This is a genomic window from Desulfoluna sp. HI9BLuna (assembly GCF_056829775.1).
On sequence record NZ_CP186555.1, the window covers coordinates 3,600,584 to 3,623,187 of the forward strand.

At 60.0% G+C, this 22,604-nt stretch carries 13 protein-coding genes; 4 read left to right on the plus strand and 9 right to left on the minus strand.

The window, feature by feature from the left end; genetic code table 11:
* Positions 1-638 precede the first annotated feature (638 nt).
* Positions 639-3,839, minus strand: a complete 3,201-nt coding sequence (locus tag ACOYW0_RS14570) for an AfsR/SARP family transcriptional regulator (protein WP_482414585.1) — start codon at positions 3,837-3,839, stop codon at positions 639-641.
* Between the two features lie 254 nt (positions 3,840-4,093).
* Positions 4,094-6,208, minus strand: a complete 2,115-nt coding sequence (gene pta / locus ACOYW0_RS14575) for a phosphate acetyltransferase (RefSeq protein ID WP_482414586.1) — start codon at positions 6,206-6,208, stop codon at positions 4,094-4,096.
* Positions 6,209-6,770: 562 nt separating this feature from the next.
* On the opposite strand from pta, the gene ACOYW0_RS14580 reads away from it, so the two are divergent.
* Together ACOYW0_RS14580 and ACOYW0_RS14585 are read left to right on the plus strand one after the other, a co-directional pair.
* On the plus strand, positions 6,771-8,096 hold the full coding sequence (locus ACOYW0_RS14580; protein ID WP_482414587.1) for a glutamine synthetase family protein: 1,326 nt from the start codon (positions 6,771-6,773) through the stop codon (positions 8,094-8,096).
* Between the two features lie 267 nt (positions 8,097-8,363).
* On the plus strand, positions 8,364-8,897 hold the full coding sequence (locus ACOYW0_RS14585; protein WP_482414588.1) for a hypothetical protein: 534 nt from the start codon (positions 8,364-8,366) through the stop codon (positions 8,895-8,897).
* Here ACOYW0_RS14585 and ACOYW0_RS14590 read toward each other — a convergent pair.
* On the minus strand, positions 8,894-9,289 hold the full coding sequence (locus ACOYW0_RS14590) for a hypothetical protein (protein WP_482414589.1): 396 nt from the start codon (positions 9,287-9,289) through the stop codon (positions 8,894-8,896). The two genes, ACOYW0_RS14585 and ACOYW0_RS14590, sit on opposite strands and share 4 nt — an antisense overlap.
* 195 nt (positions 9,290-9,484) lie before the next feature.
* Between ACOYW0_RS14590 and ACOYW0_RS14595 the strand changes: the two genes are divergently transcribed.
* A complete protein-coding gene (locus ACOYW0_RS14595; RefSeq protein ID WP_482414590.1) occupies positions 9,485-12,757 on the plus strand; it encodes an AfsR/SARP family transcriptional regulator in 3,273 nt (1,090 codons plus the stop codon).
* Positions 12,758-13,295: 538 nt separating this feature from the next.
* Complete coding sequence (gene dsrP, locus ACOYW0_RS14600; protein WP_482414591.1) at positions 13,296-14,447, plus strand: sulfate reduction electron transfer complex DsrMKJOP subunit DsrP; 1,152 nt, start codon at positions 13,296-13,298, stop codon at positions 14,445-14,447.
* A 71-nt stretch (positions 14,448-14,518) separates the two neighbouring features.
* Here the strand turns inward: dsrP and ACOYW0_RS14605 are convergent, their stop codons facing one another.
* The 6 genes from ACOYW0_RS14605 to ACOYW0_RS14630 all read right to left on the minus strand — a co-directional run bounded on the left by ACOYW0_RS14605 (position 14,519) and on the right by ACOYW0_RS14630 (position 22,317).
* Positions 14,519-14,731, minus strand: a complete 213-nt coding sequence (locus ACOYW0_RS14605) for a hypothetical protein (protein ID WP_152004962.1) — start codon at positions 14,729-14,731, stop codon at positions 14,519-14,521.
* 2 nt (positions 14,732-14,733) lie between these two features.
* Entirely contained in the window at positions 14,734-15,552 is an 819-nt protein-coding gene (locus tag ACOYW0_RS14610) for a phospholipase A (protein ID WP_482414592.1), read from the minus strand.
* Between the two features lie 196 nt (positions 15,553-15,748).
* On the minus strand, positions 15,749-16,558 hold the full coding sequence (locus ACOYW0_RS14615) for a phospholipase A (protein ID WP_482414593.1): 810 nt from the start codon (positions 16,556-16,558) through the stop codon (positions 15,749-15,751).
* A 213-nt stretch (positions 16,559-16,771) separates the two neighbouring features.
* The gene (gene hrpA, locus ACOYW0_RS14620) at positions 16,772-20,773 is read right to left on the minus strand and encodes an ATP-dependent RNA helicase HrpA (RefSeq protein WP_482414594.1); all 4,002 of its coding nucleotides are present in this window, start codon (positions 20,771-20,773) and stop codon (positions 16,772-16,774) included.
* Between the two features lie 514 nt (positions 20,774-21,287).
* Positions 21,288-21,848, minus strand: a complete 561-nt coding sequence (locus tag ACOYW0_RS14625) for a hypothetical protein (protein ID WP_482414595.1) — start codon at positions 21,846-21,848, stop codon at positions 21,288-21,290.
* A gap of 7 nt (positions 21,849-21,855) precedes the next feature.
* Positions 21,856-22,317 (minus strand): hypothetical protein, encoded by a 462-nt coding sequence (locus ACOYW0_RS14630; protein ID WP_482414596.1) that lies wholly within the window; start codon positions 22,315-22,317, stop codon positions 21,856-21,858.
* Positions 22,318-22,604: the final 287 nt, after the last annotated feature.

A 22,604-nucleotide genomic window follows, 5' to 3' on the forward strand; every position in this document is an offset into this window, starting at 1 on the left:
GGCTGATTTACAGTTTGTATTATCAACATAGCTGACATGTTCATATCTCCGTTCCAAAAAAAAGACCCCGCCCTCCATTGCTGGAAGACGGGGCCTTTATGTCTAGGGCATTGAGCACCAACCGTGCGCTGGGCCAAGGGAGAACTCTCCCCCCCGGATGAGTCCTCACAAGACCGCATCGACAGGATCGATGCTCGCCCTATACACCTGTATCAGGGCTCCGGCATCACAGAAGTCGTCTCCCAAGGCTGGGCAGGCATGGGCCGTGACGAGACTGCGGCCCTGGCCCTGTCGGCCGGGAGGTGTTGCGTCGACTTCGTCGAGTGAGCCCCTGAGTCGGGACGTCATAATCTTATTAAAAAAAACGGGATGCTTCTTTCAGGGGAGCGGATACGATAGATGGCTCATTCTGCCACGGCCATCATGGGACTTGCCCGGGGGTGTTCAATGTTATTCTTCCGTCTTCCCTGTTTACTGCGGGGCTGAGAAACGCCCCTGTGGTCACCAAACCATGGCAACCATATAAAAATGGGAGTTACATTTCGGTTACGAAACGGCCGCCCTTTCGCCTCTGAATGTGAAGCTTCGGGGGGATGTCTTTGGAAATGGTGAGGTTAGCGGACTTTTTTATGTGGGGGTTAAACCGTTGACGCACCAAAATCAGGGGCCCAGAGCCTGTCTATTTCTTCTTTTACTTCCTCTTCTGTGTATCCGGTACGGACCAGTGCTTCCTGGTAGGCACGGGTGAGGTCGTGGATTTTTCCGGTGTTCCCGGCGGCTGCGTGGAGGTCAAAGAGGTTGTTCATCATTTCTGTGGTGCCTGCCCCACGGGGGACGGAGCGTTCGATGAACTCCAGGTCTTCCCGGCTCGGGATGCCGTGGGCATTGATCAGGGCGCTCCAGGCGGTTGCAGCATTACTTAGTGTGTTGAGGAAAAAGCGATCGTTAAATTCTCCGGCGGCGTCGTCGTAGGAGATGCTCTTGAGAAAAGGTCCCTTCCAGAAGGAGAGGGCATGGCGAAAGGCGTTGGCCGCCTGCCAGTGCTGGCGGTTTCTGTAGTGGGTCATCCCCTTGGAGGCGGCGTCCAGGAAATCATGGGCGTCAATGCGGCAGTGGGCCAGGAAGAGCTGCCTGTTTTTGTGCTGGAGGTAGTCTTGGAAATCAAAGGCAGGTCGGCCCGCAGGGTGGGAGACTTTTTTTCTCAGCCTGAAGAGCATGACTTTCAGGGCTTTGAGCGCCTTTTCCTCATCGGATTCGGGCCATATCATATGGAAGATATCGTGGATCCCCATGCTGCGGGAGGGGGAGCAGATCAAGGCGGCCAGGAGGCGTTGCTCGTGATGGCTTAGCCGGGTGCCGTCCAGGATCTCGTGGCCCTCGATGTACAGGGCAAACCTGCCCAGGGTGATGATTTCAAGGAGGGGCAGGGGGCGATGTTCCGCATCAAAGGAGACCTTCAGCCGGTCTTCGGCCAGGGTCAGGGCAAACTCGGGCAGGATGCCCTGGGCGCGGGCCATCTGCAGAACAGGGAGCATGACCCTGGGGGTCCAGGTGTCAAAGTGGACGTATCGCTCCTTCTGCATGAGGGAGAGCAGCTTTCGAATGTCGCCGCAGGCCTCCTGGTCCCGGTTGCGGGCCAGGTAGAGGCAGGCCCTGTGGGCAAGGGCGCCGCAGCGGATGAAGCGCTCGCCCGAGCCCCGGCTGTTGTCGATGGCCCGGGTCAGGTAGGCCTCGGCCTCTTCGGCTCTGTCGAGCTGCACATACATGGCCCCCAGCACCATGGACTGGAGAGTCACAAAATAGGGCACCCTGGCCTGATGGCGAAGGGCCAGGGAGACCTGGGCGGCTTCCAGCGCTTTGACGGGTTCGTGTTTCAATCCGTAGATGTAGGCCTGGTAGTGAAGAAACTGGCTTTTCAGGTGGGCGTTTTCCCCTGCGTTGTCCGGGGAGAGGGCCCTTTCCGTTAGCTGCAGGGCCGTTTCCGTGTCGCCGACGGCAAGGGCCTGGCAGGTCTCCCAGATGGTTGAAAAACCATTGAGGACCGTCTGTTGGAGCAGGTCATGGCGCGTCCGCCGCTGGAGGATGGGTTTCAGGTGGTTGTAGTTGAAAAAGTCCCCGGTGATCTCCAGCTGGTTGAGCTGGGCCAGCCCGGCGCGCAGCCTGGCGGACTCGGTGAGCCCGGGGGTGGAGAGGTGAGGAAGCTGTGCGTCGAGCTCTTCGGCGGATTTGAGAAACCGGCCCCGGCCCATGCGGTTGAAGCAGGAGGCTGTGTGTGCCTCCACCAGCAGGGGCTGCATGTGGTGTTCGCGGGCCGTTCGTTTGGCTAAGGTTGCACAGGCTTCGGAGGCGCTGGTGTCCCCCGTAAAGTAGAGGTGGCAGGTGCCCAGGGCCGTGGCTGCCCGGGTCAGGTAAAAAGGAGACAGGCCCTGGCGCAGGCGGTTGAAGAGCTCGGTTGCCCTGGCAAAAAGGGGCCTGGCCCGGTTGACTTCGCCGTCCATGAAGACGTGGTTGATACAGATCTCGGTGGTGGCCAGGAACTCTCCGGGCAGGTCCCTCTGGGCCACAAAGAGAGTGCGGGCGCGGTGAAGGTTCTTAAGGGCCGTGGCGGGATCTGTCTCAAGGGCGATGAGGCCTGTGAAAAAGGAGGTCCATCCCCTGGTGTCGGCCTCGTCAGCTGGAATCGTGGAGAGGATTTTGTAGATGGCATGGGGCTTTTCGGACCGGTAGAGGGAGAGGCCGTGTCGCCTCAGCAGGGTCTCCGTGGCGTTGAAATTGCCCGCGGCTGCATAGGAGGAGAGGGCTAACCGGAACCCATGGTTTTTTTCGTGCCATGCCCCGGCCAGATTCAGGAAGTCGGTGATCTCTTCGGCACTGCATTGCTCCCTGCACTTTATCCTCAGGAATTCCCGGAAGAGGGGATGGAAGGTGTAGGGCGCGTCCTTGCCTTTGCTTTGGGAGAGAAAAAAGTGGTCACGGCGGAGGACCTCCAGGGTATCGCAGAGCTCCGGGCCGTCTCCTGCCTGCCGGGCAATGCCCCGCGGGATCTCCTCCAGCAGGGCCAGTTTGAGCAGAGCATCCGAGACATGGGCAGCCATGGCAGGGTAGACCTCCTCGGCAAAATACCAGAAATCGAACTCCGCGTCACGGCAGGGCCGCTCCCCGGAAACCGGAGGCAACGCCGGGATGCCGCCCATGAAAAGGCACCTGGCCCTGAGCCCCGTGATCCAGCCGCCGCAGGTCTCAACGAGTTGGTGGAGCTGCGCCCGTGACAGGGGCAGTTCCATGCATCGGTGCACAACATCACGGGACTCTTCCGCGCTGAAGGCCAGTGACCGGCTGTCCAGGTAGACACACTGGCCCGACTGAAACAGGGCGCGGACCTGCCTTGGGATACGGCGCCTGGAGATGAGGATGACGTAGAGCTCCGGGGTGGGTTGCGACAAAAAGGCGGTGAGGAATTTTAAGGCCGCCGGTGAGGCCTCGATGTGGTGCAGGTCGTCAAAGACGATGTACAGGTCGGTCTTAAGGGCCTTTTTCAGGTCGGCAAGGAGGGCCCGAGCGATTTTGCCCATGGCCTGGATGGAGAGATCGCCCCGGGTGAGCATGGTGCCTGCCGTGCGGGAGGAAAAGGCGGGGACAGCCTCTTTCAGGAGGGTGTAGAGCCCTGAAATGAGGCGGGTGGCATCCATGTCCGCAGGGTCCAGGGCGCACCAGATGTTCCGGGTGGAGACGTGGTCCAGGTACTGGCGGGCAAGGGTTGTTTTCCCCTGGCCGGCCTGGGCCTCGATGAGCAGGGATCGTTTTTTGCCGAAGGCGCGCAGGTCAATGGCCTGCAACACAGAGTGTCGGACGCAGGTGCGATCTGCCGGGGACTTCGGGGCAGATGGCGTGGAAGGGGACGGGACCTGTCTGGTCTTTCCGTCTCGGGACTCAAAAGAGGTGCAGGGTACAGGCATAGCGTTGGGCCGATGTCATGGTGATGCGTATGGAAGCCGTGGGGGTGAAAATACCGCGGCCTTGAATCGTTCAACCGTCAAGGGGAACCGGGCAGGGCCCGTCTGTAAAGGCGGTACCCTGCGCAGGATGACTCGGGCTATCGGGGCTTTTCCTCCCTTGCCGCCTGAGCCTGGACAGCCGTGATGGCCACGGTGTTAACGATGTCGGGGACGGTGCAGCCCCGGCTGAGGTCGTTGACCGGGTACCTCAGGCCCTGGAGGATGGGGCCCACGGCCACGGCGTCGGCGGATCGCTGCACCGCCTTGTAGGTGTTGTTGCCGGTGTTCAGGTCCGGGAAGATAAAGACCGTGGCCTTGCCGGCCACCTCGCTGTCGGGGAGCTTGGTGCGGGCCACGGCCGAATCCACGGCGGCGTCGTACTGGATGGGCCCTTCGATCTTGAGGTCCAGGCCATTTGCCCTGGCCATGTCCCGGGCAAGGCGGGTGGCCTCGCGGACTTTCTCCACGTCGGCACCGCTTCCCGAGCCCCCGGTGGAATAGGAGAGGAGGGCCACCGTGGGGTCGATGTGGAAGGTGCGGGCGGTTTCGGCCGAGCTGATGGCGATTTCGGCAAGCTGGGCCGCATCGGGGTCGGGGTTCACCGCGCAGTCCCCGTAGACGAGGACCCGGTCCTCCAGGCACATGAGAAAGACGCTGGAGACCAGGGAGACCCCCGGCTTGGTGCGGATGATCTGCAGGGCGGGCCGGATGGTGTCCGCCGTGCTGTGGACCGCTCCCGAGACCATGGCGTCGGCGTCGCCTTGCCGGACCATCATGGTGGCGAAAAAATTTCGTCCCCTGACCACGTCCCAGGCGTTTTCCTCGGTGATGCCCTTGTGTTTGCGCAGTTCGTAGTAGGTTCGGGCATAGGATTCGAGGAGGGGGGAGGTGTGGGGATCGACGATGTTGGCCCGGGAGAGGCGCAGGCCCAGTTGGGTGATTTTTTCCTGAATGCGCTCGGTGTTTCCCAGCAGGGTGATGTCGGCCACCTCCCGATGAAGGAGGAGCTCGGTGGCACGAAGGATTCTCTCTTCGTCCCCTTCGGGAAGCACGATGTGCTGTTTTTTTCTCTTGGCCCGCTGGATGAGGTTGTACTCAAACATCTTGGGGGTGACGATGGCCGTACGGGTGGTGACGAGTTTTCGCTCCAGCTCGGTTGTGTCCACATGCTTTTCAAAGAGGGCCAGAAGCTGGGTGATTTTTCGGTCGTCGTCCGGGGAGATCTTGGTGTGGAGACGGCTGACCCGGCTGGCAATGGGGAAGGTGTCCTCCTGCACGCTGAGGACCGGGAAACTCCGGGGGGCGGTGGTGAGCAGGTCCATGATGGTGTCGTCGGGTTTCAGGCCCCCGGTGAGGATCATGCCCGCGATGTTCTGGCGGGTGGCGGAGGCTCCGGCGGCCAGGCAGGCCACGATGACGTCGGTGCGGTCCCCTGCGGTGATGACCAGGGAGCCTCGCCTGACCCGTTTCAACAGGTTCTGGATCTGCATGGCGCCGATGGTAAAGCTGCTCACGTGAAATCCGAGCCACTTCTCCCCGCAGAGCACCTCGGCTCCCAGGGCGCGTGCCACCTCTGAAACGGTGGGGCGCGCCAGGGCCGGGTTTTCCGGGATACCGCAGATAAGAAGGGACGCTGCCTGGGGGTTGGACCGGAGGCGACGGACGATCTCTTCGGTCTGCTCCGGCGCCGTGCGGTTGATAACGGCCCCTATGGTCTGGCACTTCTTGTCCTGGAGGGACTCCAGGGCCACTTCCATGGCGCGGACGGTTTCGTGGGTGGATCTCCCGTGGCCGTTGGCCACCAGCAGCACCGGGCAGGAGAGGTTCTTGCTGATCTCGGCGTTGATGTCGAACTCGAAGGCGGCGGTGGATGTGGCGTAGTTGGTGCCGTCGCAGACGATGAAGTCGCAGGTCTCTTTGAGTTCATTGTACTTTTTGATGATCCCTTCGATGACCTCCATGGGCCTGCCCCGTGTGGCCAGGTCCGTGGCCTCCTTGGCCGAGTAGCCGTACATCTTCTCGTAGGGAGCCTCCAGGCCGAAGTGGGTGGCTATGAGGTGGGTGTTGCTGTCCAGCTCGTCCAGCCCCGAGATGATGGGGCGGAAAAATCCCACCCTGCCGATTTTTCGATGCAGCAGCTCCATCACCCCCAGGACTATGGCTGATTTTCCGCTTCTGGCCTCTGTTCCCGCAATATACAGACTGTCGGACATCTTATCCTCCCTCGTCACCCGTGAAAAAGCCCGGATCGTGTGGATCACCGTGATGGGATGGGGGCAGGCACGTCATGGCCTGCACCCCTGCCGTTGCGATTCATCGCCGGGTTTGCCGTCGTGCATGGTCTTGTCGTGTAAATGGCTGTGGAATCTGTGCCCGCAGGCCGTCGCGGGCGGTAAGTGTGTGCTGCGAATACCCCATTTTGTCTCAGAGATCGCAGGGTTCGTCAAGCCTCATCTCATCTTCCGCAGGGGGCTATATCCATGGTGGCCAAGGGGTGTTCCCCTTCCACTGTTCGGCTGGCTGACGAGGCCAGTCAGGGGGTGTGGGGTTGGGTTAAACTGAAAAATTGTATTGTATTGTAATTAATTTTTTATGGTAAAACGGCCTTTTTTGGGAGATATTATAAATAAAATCCACTGGAGGTCGGGGTAAACATATATTGAGTTCAAAATAATTTCGTGGTAGGTGGTGAATCAATGTTTTTACCTGGTAAACAGGCAGCACAGGGGCAGGCCCTTTGCTGTCATGGCGGAAATTACACCTGGGCGGGAGATTATGGACGAGGTAGACAGTCATCTTGAACACGTGGATTGCACCAAGCTTTTTTTTACAGACCTCAACGGCAGGCTCATGAACCTGTCGGTGAACAAGCACAAAATCGGCGAAATTTTCGAAAACGGCGTGGGGTTTGACGGCAGCTCCATTGCCGGGTTCGCCAACGTGGAGCACAGCGATCGCATCCTGATGCCGGACGCGGACACCCTCTGGAAGATTCCCTTTGAAGAGGAGAAGGTGGGGTTTTTCATCGCCAATGTACTCAACGAGGAGGGGGCCCCGGCAGCCGTGGATCCCCGGACCATTCTCCAGGAGGTGGTCCGGAGCGCCGAAGAGGAGTTCGGCTTTCGGTTCCTGGTGGGGCCCGAACACGAATTTTTCCTGCTCAACGGCGATGAATTTGCCCTGACCGCAAAGCGGGGCTTTCCCTCGGATGTTCACACGGATCAGGCAGGCTACTTCCACTCCACCCCCCACGACAAGGGCCAGGCCATCCGCCAGCAGATCACGGATGTTCTGGAGCGCTGCGGTATCGTCTACGAAAAATCCCACCACGAAGTCACCCCGTCCCAGCACGAGATCAACCTGGAGTGCACCGACCCCGTGAGCGCGGCAGACCGGACCCTCCTGTTCACCTATGTGGCCCAGCGGGTGGCCCAGGAGAACGGGTTCTATGCCAGCTTTATGCCCAAGCCCTTCAAGGAGCACAACCGCAACGCCTTTCACATGCACCTCTCCGTTCAGGACGCCGAGGGCACCAACCTCTTTTACGACGAGGCCGCAGACCAGAACCTGAGCACCGTGGCCCGTCAGTTCATCGCCGGGATCCTCAAGTACGCCCGGGAAACCTCGGTGGTCATGGCCTCCACCGTCAACTCTTACAAGGCGTATGTGGTGGAAAAGGAGGCTCCCATTGTGCGTGGCTGGGGCTTTCGAAACCGCAGCTCCATGGTTCGGGTCCCATACACCACAAGCCCTTCGGCCACCCGCATCGAGCTGCGCAACCCGGACCCGGCGGGCAACGTCTACCTGCAGATGGCAACCCTCATCGCCATGGGCCTGCAGGGCATTCGGGAGGCCCTTGCCTCGGACAACCCGGACAAGGGCAGCACCTACGAGCGTGATTACCAGATGAAGGTCTGGGACGAGCGCTTCCTGCCCCGCACCTTCTACGAAGCACTGGTGGAGGCCGAGCGCAGCGAGTTTCTCAAGGACTTTCTCGGGGAGAAGCTGTACGACAACTTCATGACCCTGAAAATCGAGGAGTGGGAAGCGGATCGTATCCATATCTCGGCAAGGGAGCAGCGTCAGTACCTCTCCATCTGACGCCATGGCAGGGTGACTATGCTCCCTTGAATGAACTTACTACTGAAGGCCCGGCAGGCATCCGCCCGCCGGGCCTTTTGTGTTTTCTGAAAGGAAACCATTGGAAAAAATTGGCCTTGTTTTAACTTTTTTTTGCGTCTGCCTCGGTATACGGTTTCATCCCGGATGGTGTGTGCGAAAAAACGGCTGCGGAAAACATGGGTGATTGCCCTGCAATGCCTCAAGACAACGAGGTGTCGAAAGAATGGTTGCTGAGGAAAACAAACAATGAGCTCTCCTTCACGTGTGTTGCTCATCGGGTGGGATGCGTCGTGCTGGGACGCCATCTTCTCCCTGATGGAGAGCGGAAACGTACCTTCAACGGACCGGAACGACTCTCTTTTCAAGGTGTTGTGTGGGGCGCTGGACGAGGTGAAAGACGGCGTCACGGTGGTTCTGGTTGCTTCCGACGAGGAGCCGGGGCTCTGCCAGGCCCTGGGGGCGATGTTCCTGAAGATGGGATGCTGGAGCGACGCGGAGAGATACTTCAAGCGAACCCTTGCCGTGGTCCCGGACAATTCCGGGGCAACCTTGGGGCTGAGGCGATGCGCCGTGGCGCGTCGGCGATGCCAGGAGGCCGGGTCCGAGTGGTATCGGGCCCTTGCCTGCCAGGCACGCAGGCGCATCCATGCCCTCAAGGCCGAAGCCTTTGTCGCGGCAGGGGAATCTTGCAGAATGTCTTGCGGGCACAGCAGCGATTCTCTGTCCGGGGCGGTGGCAGGTTCGTCTCAAGAAAAGCAGCAGAGGCATGTCCCCGGTTAGCCGAGGGTGACCTCGCTTACCTGGGGCGGGGTGATGGTGACCACGTCGATAATGGCCTCTTCGGTGATGATCTGAAAGTGGTGCAGGGGATGCTTCATGGTGGAGGCCGCGTAGGTCTCGGCCCGGACGTAGTCGAGGAAGGGGGAGGCCGTGTAGTTTCTGAGGAGGGTCCCGGTGTACGTTCCCTTGTCGGCCTCGCGGGTGTAACTGGCGTTGAGGCTCTCTAAGGCCATGATCTCGCCGGGGAAGGCGATGTGAAAAAGGCGGGGGGACCTTCTGGGGGTTGTCTTGCCGTTGTCCTTTGACTCTTCCGCCCAGATCTCAAGGGTGCCTGCAACTTCCATGCGCATCAGAACAAGGGCTTCGGCGCTGTTGATCTGCGAATAATCCATGGGGCCATCCATTGTTTTGGTTTGGTTCACGGGGAATACCCTTAGTGTAATTCGGTGCCCGGGGAAGATCAAGGGATCCTTTGGTGGAAGCCGCACCCTGCAAAATCTTGGCTGGCCCTTGCCCGGGTTTCTGGTATAGATTGCCAAAGGCAAACGTTTTTTTATGGGCAACGTCTTCGACAGGGTTTCCCCAAGATGGCAGACATCCTTCACTCCAAGCTCCTTGCGCCTCACCCGCAGGGCCTCCTCGACCGGGGACGGCTCCATGCATGCTTCGGTGAGCTCTTCCAACGAAAAATTACGACGGTGGTGGCCGGGGCCGGTTACGGCAAGAGTACCCTGGTGGCCCGGGCCTTAGGGCAAGGCGGGGCTCAGACCGTCTGGTACCGGCTGGATGCCTTTGACCGGGACCTGTCGGTGTTCATGGGGTATCTCATCAGCGGGATCGAAGGGCTTTGTGCCGGGTATGGCGGGGTGCTTCCGGCTGTCCCGGAGAGGGTCTCGGTCTCCCGGGAGGAGCGCGAAGCGTTTCTTTTGGCCTTTGCCAAAGGCCTTGAAGAGATGGTCGCCACCGAGACCGTCATTGTGCTGGATGACTACAACCTGGTGGGCGAGAGCGCCGAGGTCAACGGGGCTCTGGATTTTCTCCTGGAGAGACTTCCTCCCTTGATGCATGTGGTTGTCATCAGCCGCACGGCCCCGCCCCTTCGCCTGTCGAGGCTTCGGGTGGCAGGGGGGCTTCGTGAGATCGGTGAGCGGGAGCTTGCCTTCACCGAGGAGGAGATCGGCGCGCTTTTTTCCCGGGTGTTCGGCATGTCCCTTTCACGGGATGCCGTGGGACATCTGCGTGAGAAAAGCGGGGGATGGGCCGCCAGTCTCATGCTGTTTCGATGTTCTCTGCAGGATGCGGGGGACCGCGGGGTGGAGGGCAGGCTCCTGGAGCTCAAAGGATCCCAGGGCTACGTTTTTTCCTACCTGGAGGAGAACGTGTTCGAGACGCTGGAGCCCGACGAACAGGATTTTCTGGTGAAGAGCTCTCTGCTTGCAACCTTAGATCCCGGGCTGTGCGATGCCGTCCTGGGCATTGACGACTCCCTGGCGCGCCTTCGAGCCCTCGAAGACCGCCACCTGCTTACCTTTTCCCTGGACCCAGGCCGCAGGTCCTTTCAGTACCACCACCTGCTTCGGGATTTTTTGCTGGAAAAGCTCTCCGAACAGGTGGACGGCGAGGCCATTGGCGCCCTCCACCTTGCGGCGGGCGAAGCCATGGAGACGGACACGCCCCTGGAAGCCCTGAACCACTACCTGGACGGGCAGTGGTACGACAAGGCAGCCCGGGTTGTGGAAGCCCTGGAGGGGCGGTTCATCATCCAGGGCAAGGTTCGTTCCTTAAGGGCGTGCCTGGAGGCGTTCCCGTCGGCCTACCGCAATCGGACCCCCCATCTTCTGACCATCGAGGCAAAGCTCCTGTCCTGTGCGGGCATGCCCCGGGAGGCCATCGCCCTGTTGAGGCGGGCCCTGGTTCTTTTTCGCGATGTCCATGACGGCCCCAACGAGATGAAGTGCCTGTCGAACCTGGGGTTTCTCTATTACTACACCGGCAACGTGCGTGAAGCCAGGCTCCTGCTGGAGCAGATTGTGGGGGGCCAGGACCCCCACTCCGAGACCTACGCCTTTACCATGACCTTCCTTATCTTTTTTGCCGCAGTGCTGGGGGATATGGAAGCCTCGGACGCCTACACCCGGGAGGCCATGGATGCCATCTCGCTTCTGGACGAACCCGACCGGTCCGCAAACCTCACCATCGTGGAAACCTCCCTGGCCTACCGTCTTTACTACGCAGGGGAGTTCAAGGCTTCCCTGGAGGTGAGCCGCCGCTCCCTTCAACGGGCCGGGGAGCATGGGCTGGATTTTTGCCTGCCCCTGACCTACTACCAGCTTTCTGTGTGCTGCTTTTTCATGGGGGCCTTTGATGACGGGTGCGCCTATGCGGAGCAGGGCATCGCAGCCTCCGAGGCCATTGACCTTAACGACAGTCAGAAGGGATGGGTTTATGTGGCCTGGGCCCAGAATTGCCTGGGGTTGGGAGCCCTTGACAGGGCCGAGTCCCTGGCGCGAAAGGGTCTTGCCATCTTTGAGTGTCCGGAGAACAGGTGGGGCATGGCCAGCACCCACGACTTTTTCCACGAGATCAGCCTGGCGCGGGGCGATGTCGAGTCTGCCCGGGCAAGCCTGGAGACCGCCGCAGGGCTCATCAAAGGTTACGGTCTCACCGTCACCGAGGGCATTCTGGGCATCGGTCAGGCCGGGCTGGCCCTGGGAGAGGGGAACCCGCAAAGAGCCCTGAGCATTCTTGAGGAGAGCAGAGACAAGGTTCGGCCCGCCGCCCATCATCTCCTTGCCCTTTATCTTCTGGAGACAAGGTGCCACCTGGCAGCCTCACGGGGGGAAGAGGCTCAGGTCGCTTTCGAGCGCGCCCTTCACCTTGCCGCAGACAAGGGACTTGCCCACCGGATGACCGGTGAACCGAAGCAGCTCGTGCCCCTTCTGGCCCGATGTTATGCAAAAGGCTGCCGGACAGAGCTGGTGGTGCGTCTCCTCAAGGCCATGGGTGCTCCCGCAACAGATGGGCTGGCCGTTCTTGCCAGGGGCAGGGACTCTGCGACCAAAGGCAGCGCAAAAGCGTTGATGGCCCTTATGCCCTCCCCTACCGCGCCCCCTTTGACTCTCTCTCTTCTGGGGCCGTTTGTGGTCAGTGTTGGGGGGGAGGCAATCCCTTCCGAGGCCTGGACCAGCATCAAGGCCCTGACAATTCTACAGGCCTTGGCGGTAAAGCGGCGCGCGGGCTTTGTCCATCGGGAGACCCTCACCGAACTCCTCTGGCCCGAAGAGGATGCGGAAAAGACCGCCAAACGCTTCAACGTGGCCATGAGTTCCCTGCGCGCCACCCTGGAGCCCCACCGCACCGCCAAAGGGGCCTCGTCCTATCTTGTGAAGCAGCAGGACGCCTATCGGCTCGACCTGGGCGATGGGGGAATCATCGACGTGGAGGTGTTTCTGGATCACCTGGAGGCCCTGGACAACGAAAAGGACGCCCCCCTTAAGGACCTCCTTGCCGCCGAAGCCTGCTGGAAAGGCCCTCTCCTGGAAGAGTACCCCTTTGACGCCTGGTGCCAGCCGGAGCGCGACTCCCTGACAACCCGGTACCTTGCCCTGCTTATTCGGATCATGGATCACCCGGACATGGCAGACCACCCCGCCAAAGCCCTTGCCTGCGCCGAAACCTACCTGGGGCTCGATCCCCATGCCGAACCCGTCTACCGCACCGTTATGCGCCTTAATGCCCTCATGGGCAACAACGCCGGGGTGGTGACCGCCTACACAGCCTGCTGTACCCACATGCAGGCCCTGGGATGCCCCCTGCACGAAAAAACCATGGCGTTGTACGAGCAGCTTATTGGTTTCTAATCGTTAAGGCTCTGCCTTGTCGGTGAGAAGCATCGAGCGAACAGTTCACGAGTCGAGTGCACCCATATTTTTTGGCTTGGTATTGCCGTTTTCTCATGAACTATTCGGGACAGCTGCATCATGGACACATGGCGTAGGGTGTGCTTGCGCACCATGTGCTCGGAACACCGACGCATTTTGCTATGTCAATGCTGCATGAAGACCACCCGTACATAGGGTTTTATGGCAGTTAAGGTTCTTCGGCGGTGCGCAAGCGCACCCTACCTGAGCTCGTATGGCAATGAGGGGGGCCCTGATACAGGGTTGTGCCCCTTCCTTTGGCATTCAGAACGGGCGCAGCCCGTCAGCAAATGCGCAGGGCGAGGAACGAGCCCCGGAGCATTTGCGAACCTGGGTTCCAAGGGCTCAGCCCTTGGCCGCCGGAGGCACGCTTTCCCCTGGTTTTTTACTGCTGCTTTATTCCTGTTTAACTTGCGATTTGTATACTCCCTCCCGACAGATGTTTGATGACTTGGATTTTTTTCTATGCGGAGGGCGTATGCTTGAGTTGGCGATTAAGGGTGGAAAAGGGTATTGGGCGTGGATTGCGGGGCTTTTGGCGGTGCTGGTGCTGGGGGCGTTGTGTTACGGGCAGCAGCTTGAACACGGGCTGATGATCACGGGCCAGAGCCGGGATGTCTCCTGGGGATTTTACACGGCCCAGATGACCTTTCTGGTGGGGGTTGCGGCAGGGGGGGTGATGCTGGTGCTTCCGTATTACCTCCATGACTACAAGGCCTTCGGGCGGATCACGGTGCTGGGGGAATTTCTGGCCGTGGCCTCCATTGTGATGTGTTTTCTCTACCTGCTCATTCATTTGGGGCAGCCCTTCCGGGCCCTGAATATTTTCCTCAACGCCACGCCGTCGTCCATGCTCTTCTGGGACGGCAACGTGCTGATGGCTTACCTTCTCATGAACATCATCATCGGGTGGAATGTCCTTGAGGCCGAACGTAACGGGGTGGCACCGGCCCCCTGGGTGAAAGTGCTGGTGTATCTTTCCATTCCCATGGCCTTTGCCATCCACACCATGACGGCCTTTATCTACTGCGGCCTTCCCGGCCGGGGATTCTGGCTGACGGCCATCCTGGCTCCCCGGTTTCTGGCATCGGCCTTTGCGGCGGGTCCGGCCCTTTTGATCCTTCTTTGCTTTGTTATTCGAAAGGTCTCGGATTTCGATCCCGGCCAGAAGGCGATCAAGACCCTTGCCGTCATCACCGCCTACGGCATGGTGGCCAACCTCTTTTTCCTGGGGTGCGAGGTGTTTGTGGCGTTTTACTCCCGGATTCCCGAGCACATGGCCCACCTGAAGTACCTCTACGTGGGGCTCCACGGCCACGGGGTCCTCGTTCCCTGGATGCGGGTTTCCCTGCTTCTCATGGGGGCGGCCGCGCTTTTGCTTGTTCCCCCTGTGACCAGAAACAACGAGACGATCCTTGCTGTGGCCTGCCTCAGCGCTTTTGTGGGCATCTGGATCGACAAGGGCCTCGGCATGATCGCGGGGGGCTTTATCCCGTCTCCCCTCCACCATGTCACCGAGTATGTGCCCTCCTTTACGGAGCTGATGATCTCGGCGGGTATTACGGCCATCGGTCTTCTGGTCCTTACCGTGCTGTACAAAATAACCCTGGGCGTGAAACAGGGCGGTTGAAGAAAACAATGAAGAAGCATGCCTCCAGCATTCCTGCCGGAGGCATAACTGAATCGTTATTGAAAAATATGCTACACCCCGTCGAGGATGATGTCATCGGAGGAGAGCCCCAGGATCAAGGCGAGGGCATCCCGCAATTCGTGGAGGCTCGTGAAGCGGCGGTCCGGTGCCAGGTGCTGGGCGAGCTCGTTGCCGGATTCATCCGTTGCCGAGACGACCCGGAAGCTGTCGTAATATCCCTCGTATTCAGCGTATTCCCACTCTATATCAGCGTAAATAATCATGCTTATCTGCAGAGCATAAAACCCGCTCCCACGCGGGTGATCTCGCGGTTGTAGTCGATGAGGCTGTCTCCGTACCCGTGGAAGCCCTGGATCATAAAGAAAACGCCCCCTTCGGTGACGGGGATGCTCCAGGTGAGGCTTGCGGCCCCTTTGCCTTCCCGCAGGTTGCCCCGGGCCATGAGGTGGATGAGCTGCTCTTTGGCGAACTGATACTTGATGTTGAACTCACTGTAGCCCATGAAGTCTGCAATGTCCGGGTTGTTGCTTCCTTCGGAGCCGTCTGAGGAGACGTCTTTGCTGTCTTCGGTGATGTACCAGAGCTTCAGCCAGGCAAGGAGGTTGCCGTCGGCGTAGAAGGGGGTGACGTAAAAGCGGTTCCAGCTTCGGGAGTCGGGCATGTCCTGGCCGTTGGATTCGTGCTCGAAGCCGAGGTCCGCCCCCATCTTGTTGATAAGGGGGCCGTTTCCCAACAATTGGTGAAGGGGGCTGCCCGGCAGGAACCGGTAGAAGATCTCCGGGTTGTAGTTGGTCTCCCGAAAGGGGGAAGAGTCGTCTGTGTTGTAAGCCTGCCAGAAGGATTTCTGTGTGTAGGCCACGTGGAACCCGGTGTTCATGATCTGTTTTTTGAGGCTGAACTGAAAGACGAGTTCGCTGTGTTCGCTGTGGTAGGCATCGGACCAGGTGAAGGGCATGATCCAGGTGGCCTTGTGCCGGGAGATGCCCTGGGCCATGTCGGTGATGGTGTAGTCAAAGGCGCGGGCGGGTGTTGAAAACACAAGCCCCGCAAGGAGCAGGAGGAGGAGAAAAGCACGTGGGCGCATGGGGGTTACCTTTTCAAAGCTCGCATGGGTCTGAGGGCCTCCGCGCGGAAGGCCCCGGTGAGAAGCGTGCTGCTTGCATATCAGCGCCGTACGTTAGCATGAAAGGCTGATTTGTGAAAAGGCTTCACGTGATGTGTACAATGTTTTGGGTGGGGGCCACGCCATGAATACCTTGACGCCACAGGAGCCGGAGGGCTTACCGGGAGAGCATGATGCCCACACCCACGCGGGAGACGGACCGGTTGTAGTCGATGAGGCTGTCCCCGTATCCATGGAATCCCTGGACCATGAAGAAGGCCCCGCCGTCGGTGATGGGAATGCTCCAGGTGAGGCTCGCGGCCCCTTTGCCCGTTGCCGGGTTGCATCGGCCCATGAGGTTGAAGAGCTGGTCCCCGTAGGTCTGGTATGTGAGGTTGAGCTCTCCGTATCCCATGTAATCGGCGATGTCCGGGTTGTTGCTTCCGCTCTTTCCGTCTTCCGGTACGTCTTCGCTGTCCTCTGTAATGTACCAGAGCTTTAGGGCCACAAGCAGGTTTCCGTCGGCGTAGTACGGGGTGAGGTAGGCGCGGTTCCAGCTTCGGGACTCGGGCATGGAGCGGCCGTTGGACTCGTGCTCGAAGCCGATGTCCAGACCCAGGTTCTGGCTTCCCAGGGACTGGAACAGGTCGTTGCCGGGTTCAAAGCGGTAGAAGACTTCAGGGTTGTAGTTGGTCTCCCGAAAAGGGCTGGACTCGTCCGTGTTGTAGGCCTGCCAGAAGGATTTCTGGGTGTAGGCTACGTAGAGCCCGGTGTCCATGATCCGCTTTTTGACGCTGATCTGAAAGACCGCTTCGGTTTCGTCTCCGTTGTATTCATTGGACCAGGTGGCGGGCATGATCCAGGTGGGTTTGTGAAGGGAGATTCCTTTGGCCACATGGGTGATATGATCGCCTGCGGCCCCTGCCGGTTGTGTCACGAAAAGGGTGGCCGTGAAAAACGCCAGGGCCACGATAAAACGAAAAATCATCAGTTTGTCCTGCTTGGAAATGATGGGGTGGTCAACTTAAAGGGACGACACCGCACCGTGCGGTATCCTCGGATGTTCCCGCGGGGATGCGGGAACGGTGTTTTATCATATAACGGTCAATGGGGCGTTTCCCTTGAGGGAATAATGTCAGGGGGAGGCGCGAAGGCATGGCCTTCGCGCCTTTTTTTCTGGGGGGCTATACCTCGGGAACCGTCAGATCATTACCTCGATCTCCCGGATCCATTTGTTGAGTCGCTTGGCCGAGACCTTTTCCCGGGTGCCGATCTCCTGGGCGTAGATTGAGATCTTGAACTCTTCGATGGACCAGAAGAGGGCCTCGATGGCCTCTTTTTTCTCTTCGGAGGAGTCGGGGTTGAGGGAGGCCACCAGGCTGTTCATGGCCTGGACAAAGGGAGCCACCTCCCGGGCTTTGACGCGGTCTTTTTCCGGGGCGTCAAAGGCGCGCTTGGCGCGCAGGGCGATGGCCCGGATGTGGCGTTCCAGCTGGGTGAGGCGGCTGGGGCCGTAGAGGTCGATGAAGTTTTTGGGGACCAGAAGGTCCAGCTCGTTTCGCATCATGCCGGTTAAGAGCTGGCCCGCCGGGGTCTTGGAGCGCCGGAGTTCCTCGGTGTAGATGAGGCTGCTGGTGGCGTGGTACTCGGTGAGGATGGCCTCCACCGCGGCCAGGAGTTTGGTTCCCGTGGCGTAGAGTTTTTTGGACACCTCGTTGACGTGGGCCTCGAAGGCAGCGCGGGTGCGGATGTCTGCTGCAAAGAGCAGCTCCGTGGTCTTGGCGGCCAGGGCCGTGGTTAGGGGGGCGTCCCCTCCGAAATAAGCGGCGCGTTTTTTTGCCTCTCCGGTGAGTTTCAGGTCTTTGGAGAGGCTTCTGACCTCTTTGGCCAGGCGCAGGGCTGTGAGGGCCGATACCCCTTTTCTGTGGAGGCGCAGGGCCTCCTTGTCGTGGCGGTGGAGGACAAGGTCCACGGAGCCTTTGCGTACGGTCAGGGCCGGGTAGGCAAAAAGGCCTCCGGGCGCGGGGACGGAGGCTGGGATCTCGTCCATGGGCCATTCGGTGAGGCCGGTTTTCTCCCAGGTTCGGCTCAGCTTTCTGAAGGCGTCGTCTTTGGGGGCCACGGCTTCGGCTGCCGGGGTGAGGAGGACGGATTTGTCCCGGGACGCGGCCAGCTCCTTGCCCTTGGCGCCGGTGACGGCGATGCGCACCTTGAGGTGATCGGGCACGGCCCCGGCCTGCCAGGCGTTGGGGGGAATGCGAACCCCGAACCGCCTGGCAATGAAGGAGCCCAGGGCGGTGATGAGGGGGCGGGTGGGAAAGGCTCCCTGTTTCAGGGTGTCGAGCTCTTCCATCTCCCGGGCGATGACGGCCACGGTGTCGGAGACGGGCACCAGTCGCTTGCGGTGCTCCTTGGGCAGGGCCTTGATCATGGCCTCGATCTTTTCGGGCATGAGGCCGGGCACCACCCAGTCCAGGGCCTCTTTGGAGAGGGCTTTGGCCGAGTGGGCCGGAACGGTGAGGGTGACGCCGTCTTTCTCTTTTCCCGGCTCAAAGGCGTAGGAGAGGGAAAAGGTGCCGCCTCCCACGGTGATGCCCTTGGGAAAGGCCGCCAGCTCCTCTTCCTCCGGGGTGTACCGGGCGATGGCTTCGGGGTCCATCATCAGGTGGGCGTCTCCCCCGGCCACCTTGAGGTGCCGTGAGAAGGTGCGGATGTCCCAGGTGTTGGTGATTTTGTCCGCGTAAAAGGAGAAAAGGTCTTCTTCACTGATGAGGATGTCCCGCCTTCGGATGCGGTCTTCCACCTCCCGCACGTCGTCGATGAGGGCCCGGTTGTGTTCTAAAAAGGTAAAATGCCGGTTGCCCTTGGGCACCTCCAGATCCCCTTCCACCAGGGCGCTGCGGATGAAAAGACGGGTGGCCTCTTCGGGATCGGTGGGCCCAAAAAGGACCTTGCGGTCTGCGACGATGATCAGGCCGAAGAGGGTGACCTGCTCGTCGGCCACCACCGCGCCCATCTTCTTTTCCCAGCGGGGGTTGGAGAAGGTGCGCTTCACAAGGTCTCCCCCCAGTTCCTCCAGCCAGTCCGAGTCGATGCGGGCGACGTTCCGGGCAAAGAGCCGGGAGGTCTCCACCATCTCCGATGCCACGATCCATTGCCCCCCTTTGTTGAAGAGCCCCGACCCCGGAAAGATCATCACCTCACGCCCCTTGGTGGCGTTGTAGCGGTTTTTCTCCTTGCAGGTGGCGATGCTGGAGAGGTAACCGGCCAGGATGGATTTGTGGATGGCGGTGTACTCGGCTCCGAAGGTCGCTTTTTTCCCCTTTTGGGGCTCAGCCGGTCGGGTGGATTTTTGGGTGACGCCCGGGGAGAACTCCTTTGCAATGCGGGAGAGTTGGCCGTGGATGTCGATCCACTCGCGCATGCGCAGGAAGGAGACGTAGTTCTCCTTGCAGAAGGCCTTCATGGCGCTCATTTTTTTGGTGCCCCCCATGTGCTCCTTGAACCGCTTCCAGATGTTGAGCAGGGTCACGAAGTCGGAGCTGGGGTCTTTGAAGGCCGCGTGTTTCTGGTCGGCCTGGGCCTCTTTGCCGTCGGGGCGCTCCCTGGGGTCCCGGATGGTCAGGGCCGAGATGATGACCAGAACCTCTTCGAGGCAGCCGTTGGCCGAGGCGTCGATGAGGATGCGGGAGAGCTTGGGGTCCACGGGGATGGAGGCCATGATGCGGCCGGTGCGGGTGAGGGCATGGCGCACCTCCCCGTTTCGGCCCTTTGTCTCCTGGATGGCCCCGAGCTCCAGAAGGGTCTGGAAGCCGTCGGCAATGCTCTGGGGAGAGGGGGGATCCACAAAGGGGAAGGTCTCCACTCGGCCGAGTTTCAAGGAAAGCATGCGCAGGATAACCTCGGCCAGGTTTGCCCGCAGGATCTCCGGCAGGGTGAACAGGGGGCGGCTCTCCAAGGATGCCTCGTCGTAGAGGCGGACGCACACCCCGTTTTCCACACGGCCGCAGCGTCCTTTTCGCTGGTCGGCGCTGGATCTGGAGATCTCCATCACCGGCAGGCTGGTGGTGCGTGTGCGGGGGGAGTATCGTGGGATTCGGGCCACGCCCGTGTCGATGACGTACTTGATGCCCGGAATGGTGATGGAGGTCTCGGCCACGTTGGTGGAGACAATCACCTTGCGGCCGAAGGCGCTCTGGAAGACCTTTTTCTGGTCGTGGGCGGAGAGGCGCGCATACAGGGGCAGCACGGTCATGGCCTTGTGGCGCCTACCCTCGATCATGTCGCAGGCCTCTTTGATGTCGGCCTCCGTGGGCATGAAGATGAGGACATCCCCGTAGGGGCCCAGGGCCACGAGCTGATCCAGGGCGGTGACCGCGGCCTCCACGTAGCTGTCGTCTTTGGATTCCAGGGGCTGGTGGATCACCTCCACGGGGAAGGTGCGGCCGGACACCTCAATGATGGGGGCCCCGGAAAAGGCCTTGGAGAATTTCTCCGTGTCAATGGTGGCCGACGTCACAATGACCTTCAGGTCCCGCCGTTTTTTCACCAGGGTGCGCAAAATGCCGAGGATAAAGTCGATGTTCAGGCTGCGTTCGTGGGCCTCGTCCACGATGATGGTGTCGTAGGTGGAGAGGAAGGGGTCTCCCTGGGCCTCGGCCAGGAGGATCCCGTCGGTCATGAGGCGGATGGTGCCGTCTTTGTCCCCGGTTTCGTGGAAGCGGATCTTGTAACCCACGCTGTTGCCGGGCTCTTCGCCCATCTCTTCGGCCAGGCGGTTGGCCACGGAGACAGCAGCAATACGCCGGGGCTGGGTCACGGCGATGAGCCCGCCAGTGCCGCGCCCTGCCTCCACGCAGAATTTGGGGATCTGGGTGGTCTTGCCCGAGCCGGTCTCCCCGGAGATGATCACCACCTGGTGCTTCTTGATGGTCTCGACGATCTCTTCTCTTCGGGCGGTGACCGGAAGGTCCGGGTTGTAGTTGAGGGCAGGCGGGTTCTGGCGACGGCGGTTGCGCTCGTCCATGGACGCTGCAAGGCGCTCCCGGAGGGCGGTAAGCCTTCCCATGGCTTTCTCGTCCGGGGTGTTGATGCGTTCGAGTTTCTTCAGGTCCCGCCGCAAGGGGTGGCGGTCCCTGATCATGGTGCGGCCCAGGCTCCGTAAGGCCCGTTCCACCTCTTTTTTAAACGCCTGTGATTCCATGCGTCTCCTGCTCTCCACGGGTGATAAATCCTCCGGGGGTTTCCACTATTACCCCGGCTTCGGCAGGGACACTTTAATGACAATGCCATGTAAAATCAAGGCCACGGCGAGGCGTGGGCAGGGCCAATGCATTTAAAAAATCAGTTGCCTCCGGCGGGTCGCTTTTTGAAAAAAGCTCCGCAAAAACGTTCCGGTAATCAAAGCGCTTATCTCCAGCCCCGCAGGGGGTGGAGATAAGTGATTTGATAAATTGAAAAAGAAGAGGGCCTATGCTCTGAAGTAACGCACCTTCAAAAAACAAAATCTGTTTGTCAAACTTTTCAAAAGTTTGGCCTCCGGAGGCCAAAATCTAAATGCGTTAACCCTGTAGGCGTGGGTTTCTCCCTTTGCAACCGTTCGGTTCAAAAGAGCCGTCTATGGTTAACGTGGGGAAAAAGCAAGCCTTCGGCGGCAAGGTGGGGCACCTTGAAACCCTTTGTTGCGTGCAGGGATGGATGGGCGAGGCTGAGGCCGGCTACGGATGAAAGGTGCTGAGCAGCTCGTCGATGCGATCGTTTCTGCGGCGCGCTTCGGTGAGCATCTCAGGGTTGTGGGAGGCCTTTTCCAGGCTTTCGGCAAGGGCGAGGTTTTCTTGCCGGAGGGCGGTGAGCTGGTCTGTCAAGGAGTCCAGGGCCTCGTTGACCATGTCTGCTTCGTCCCGGAGATAGTCCCGTTCCCGAAGCCGGATGCGACGTGAGAGGTTGCCTTCTGCTATGGATTCAAAGGTGCGGGTAAAGTTGACCAGGGGGCCGCAGATGCGGTGGGTCATGATTACCAGGTGGACGAAAAAAAAGAGGAAGAGAACCAGCACGGCGGGCACGAGGCGCTGGGCCAGCAGGAGAAAGACCTGGGCGGCTTCGTACTGGGCGTTGGGGTCGGAGGCGTCGAACATGGCGTGGAGAACAGGCAGGAGGGTAAAGGCGAGGGTCACGGCAAGGGTGATGGCCATGTACCCCAGGCTGACAAAGATCAGGCGGAGCTGAAGGGAGCGGTTGATGACATAGTTTCTCAGCTTGCGTTCATGATCCTTGGACATGACGGCTCTACCTTTCGATGATTGTGTCGGTTGCAAAGCTGTATTCGTAAACGGTTGCGGCACGTTTGTGCTTGGCCTGCATGGTGAACGGATTGTTGGGATTGTACGGGTCCTCGGGTGATCCTGCAACGATGGTGATGGAGACCCCCTTGGAGAGGGTGTAGTCGGTCAGGTCGATGGTGGAGGGCAGGCCGTCGTTGCGAATGGACTCCCCCTGGTCGCCGATGCAGGTGCCGTTCATGGAGAAATGAAATTTCTGGAAGTCTGCAAAGAGCTGAAGGTCGTGCTGGGTGGTGATATTGAAGGCCGAGGCGCTGGTGATCTTGAGGAAAATGGCCCCACCGGCAAAAAGGGCGGTGGTGAGGATGGCCACAATGCAGATCTGGGCGGGCGTCACAACGGGCTTTCGCTCTCGTTTGCGATGCGGCTTGGCATAAGGGTGTCGTCGGTTTTTTTTCCGAACGGTCATGGCTTCCCTCATGTGGGACGGCGGCCCCGGTGAACGGGTCCGGGTGCCGTTTGGCTGTGCGTCGTTGGGTGATGTTGCGGGAACCGATGAGTGCGTCGCTGGGTTGGGCTCCCATATGCTGTAGCTGATGAGGAACGTGCCTTGTCGGGTGACGTGGGGTGAGTCGGTGCGGATCATCGTGTGCATACGGGCATCCTTGGGCACAAGGGTCGGGTTCCAGGACCCGACCTGTGAAGTATGCGATATATTGTATTGAATCTCAACAGAATAAATCAGGGGCGCCGGTA

Excerpts from the sequence above, each read along its gene's own strand:
- ACOYW0_RS14590 (WP_482414589.1), bottom strand. The coding sequence starts at position 9,289 with ATGGATTATTCGCAGATCAACAGCGCCGAAGCCCTTGTTCTGATGCGC.
- pta (WP_482414586.1), bottom strand. The coding sequence starts at position 6,208 with ATGTCCGACAGTCTGTATATTGCGGGAACAGAGGCCAGAAGCGGAAAA.
- ACOYW0_RS14585 (WP_482414588.1), top strand. The coding sequence starts at position 8,364 with ATGAGCTCTCCTTCACGTGTGTTGCTCATCGGGTGGGATGCGTCGTGC.
- ACOYW0_RS14595 (WP_482414590.1), top strand. The coding sequence starts at position 9,485 with ATGGCAGACATCCTTCACTCCAAGCTCCTTGCGCCTCACCCGCAGGGC.
- ACOYW0_RS14615 (WP_482414593.1), bottom strand. The coding sequence starts at position 16,558 with ATGATTTTTCGTTTTATCGTGGCCCTGGCGTTTTTCACGGCCACCCTT.
- dsrP (WP_482414591.1), top strand. The coding sequence starts at position 13,296 with ATGCTTGAGTTGGCGATTAAGGGTGGAAAAGGGTATTGGGCGTGGATT.
- ACOYW0_RS14625 (WP_482414595.1), bottom strand. The coding sequence starts at position 21,848 with ATGTCCAAGGATCATGAACGCAAGCTGAGAAACTATGTCATCAACCGC.
- ACOYW0_RS14630 (WP_482414596.1), bottom strand. The coding sequence starts at position 22,317 with ATGACCGTTCGGAAAAAAAACCGACGACACCCTTATGCCAAGCCGCAT.
- hrpA (WP_482414594.1), bottom strand. The coding sequence starts at position 20,773 with ATGGAATCACAGGCGTTTAAAAAAGAGGTGGAACGGGCCTTACGGAGC.
- ACOYW0_RS14580 (WP_482414587.1), top strand. The coding sequence starts at position 6,771 with ATGGACGAGGTAGACAGTCATCTTGAACACGTGGATTGCACCAAGCTT.
- ACOYW0_RS14610 (WP_482414592.1), bottom strand. The coding sequence starts at position 15,552 with ATGCGCCCACGTGCTTTTCTCCTCCTCCTGCTCCTTGCGGGGCTTGTG.
- ACOYW0_RS14605 (WP_152004962.1), bottom strand. The coding sequence starts at position 14,731 with ATGATTATTTACGCTGATATAGAGTGGGAATACGCTGAATACGAGGGA.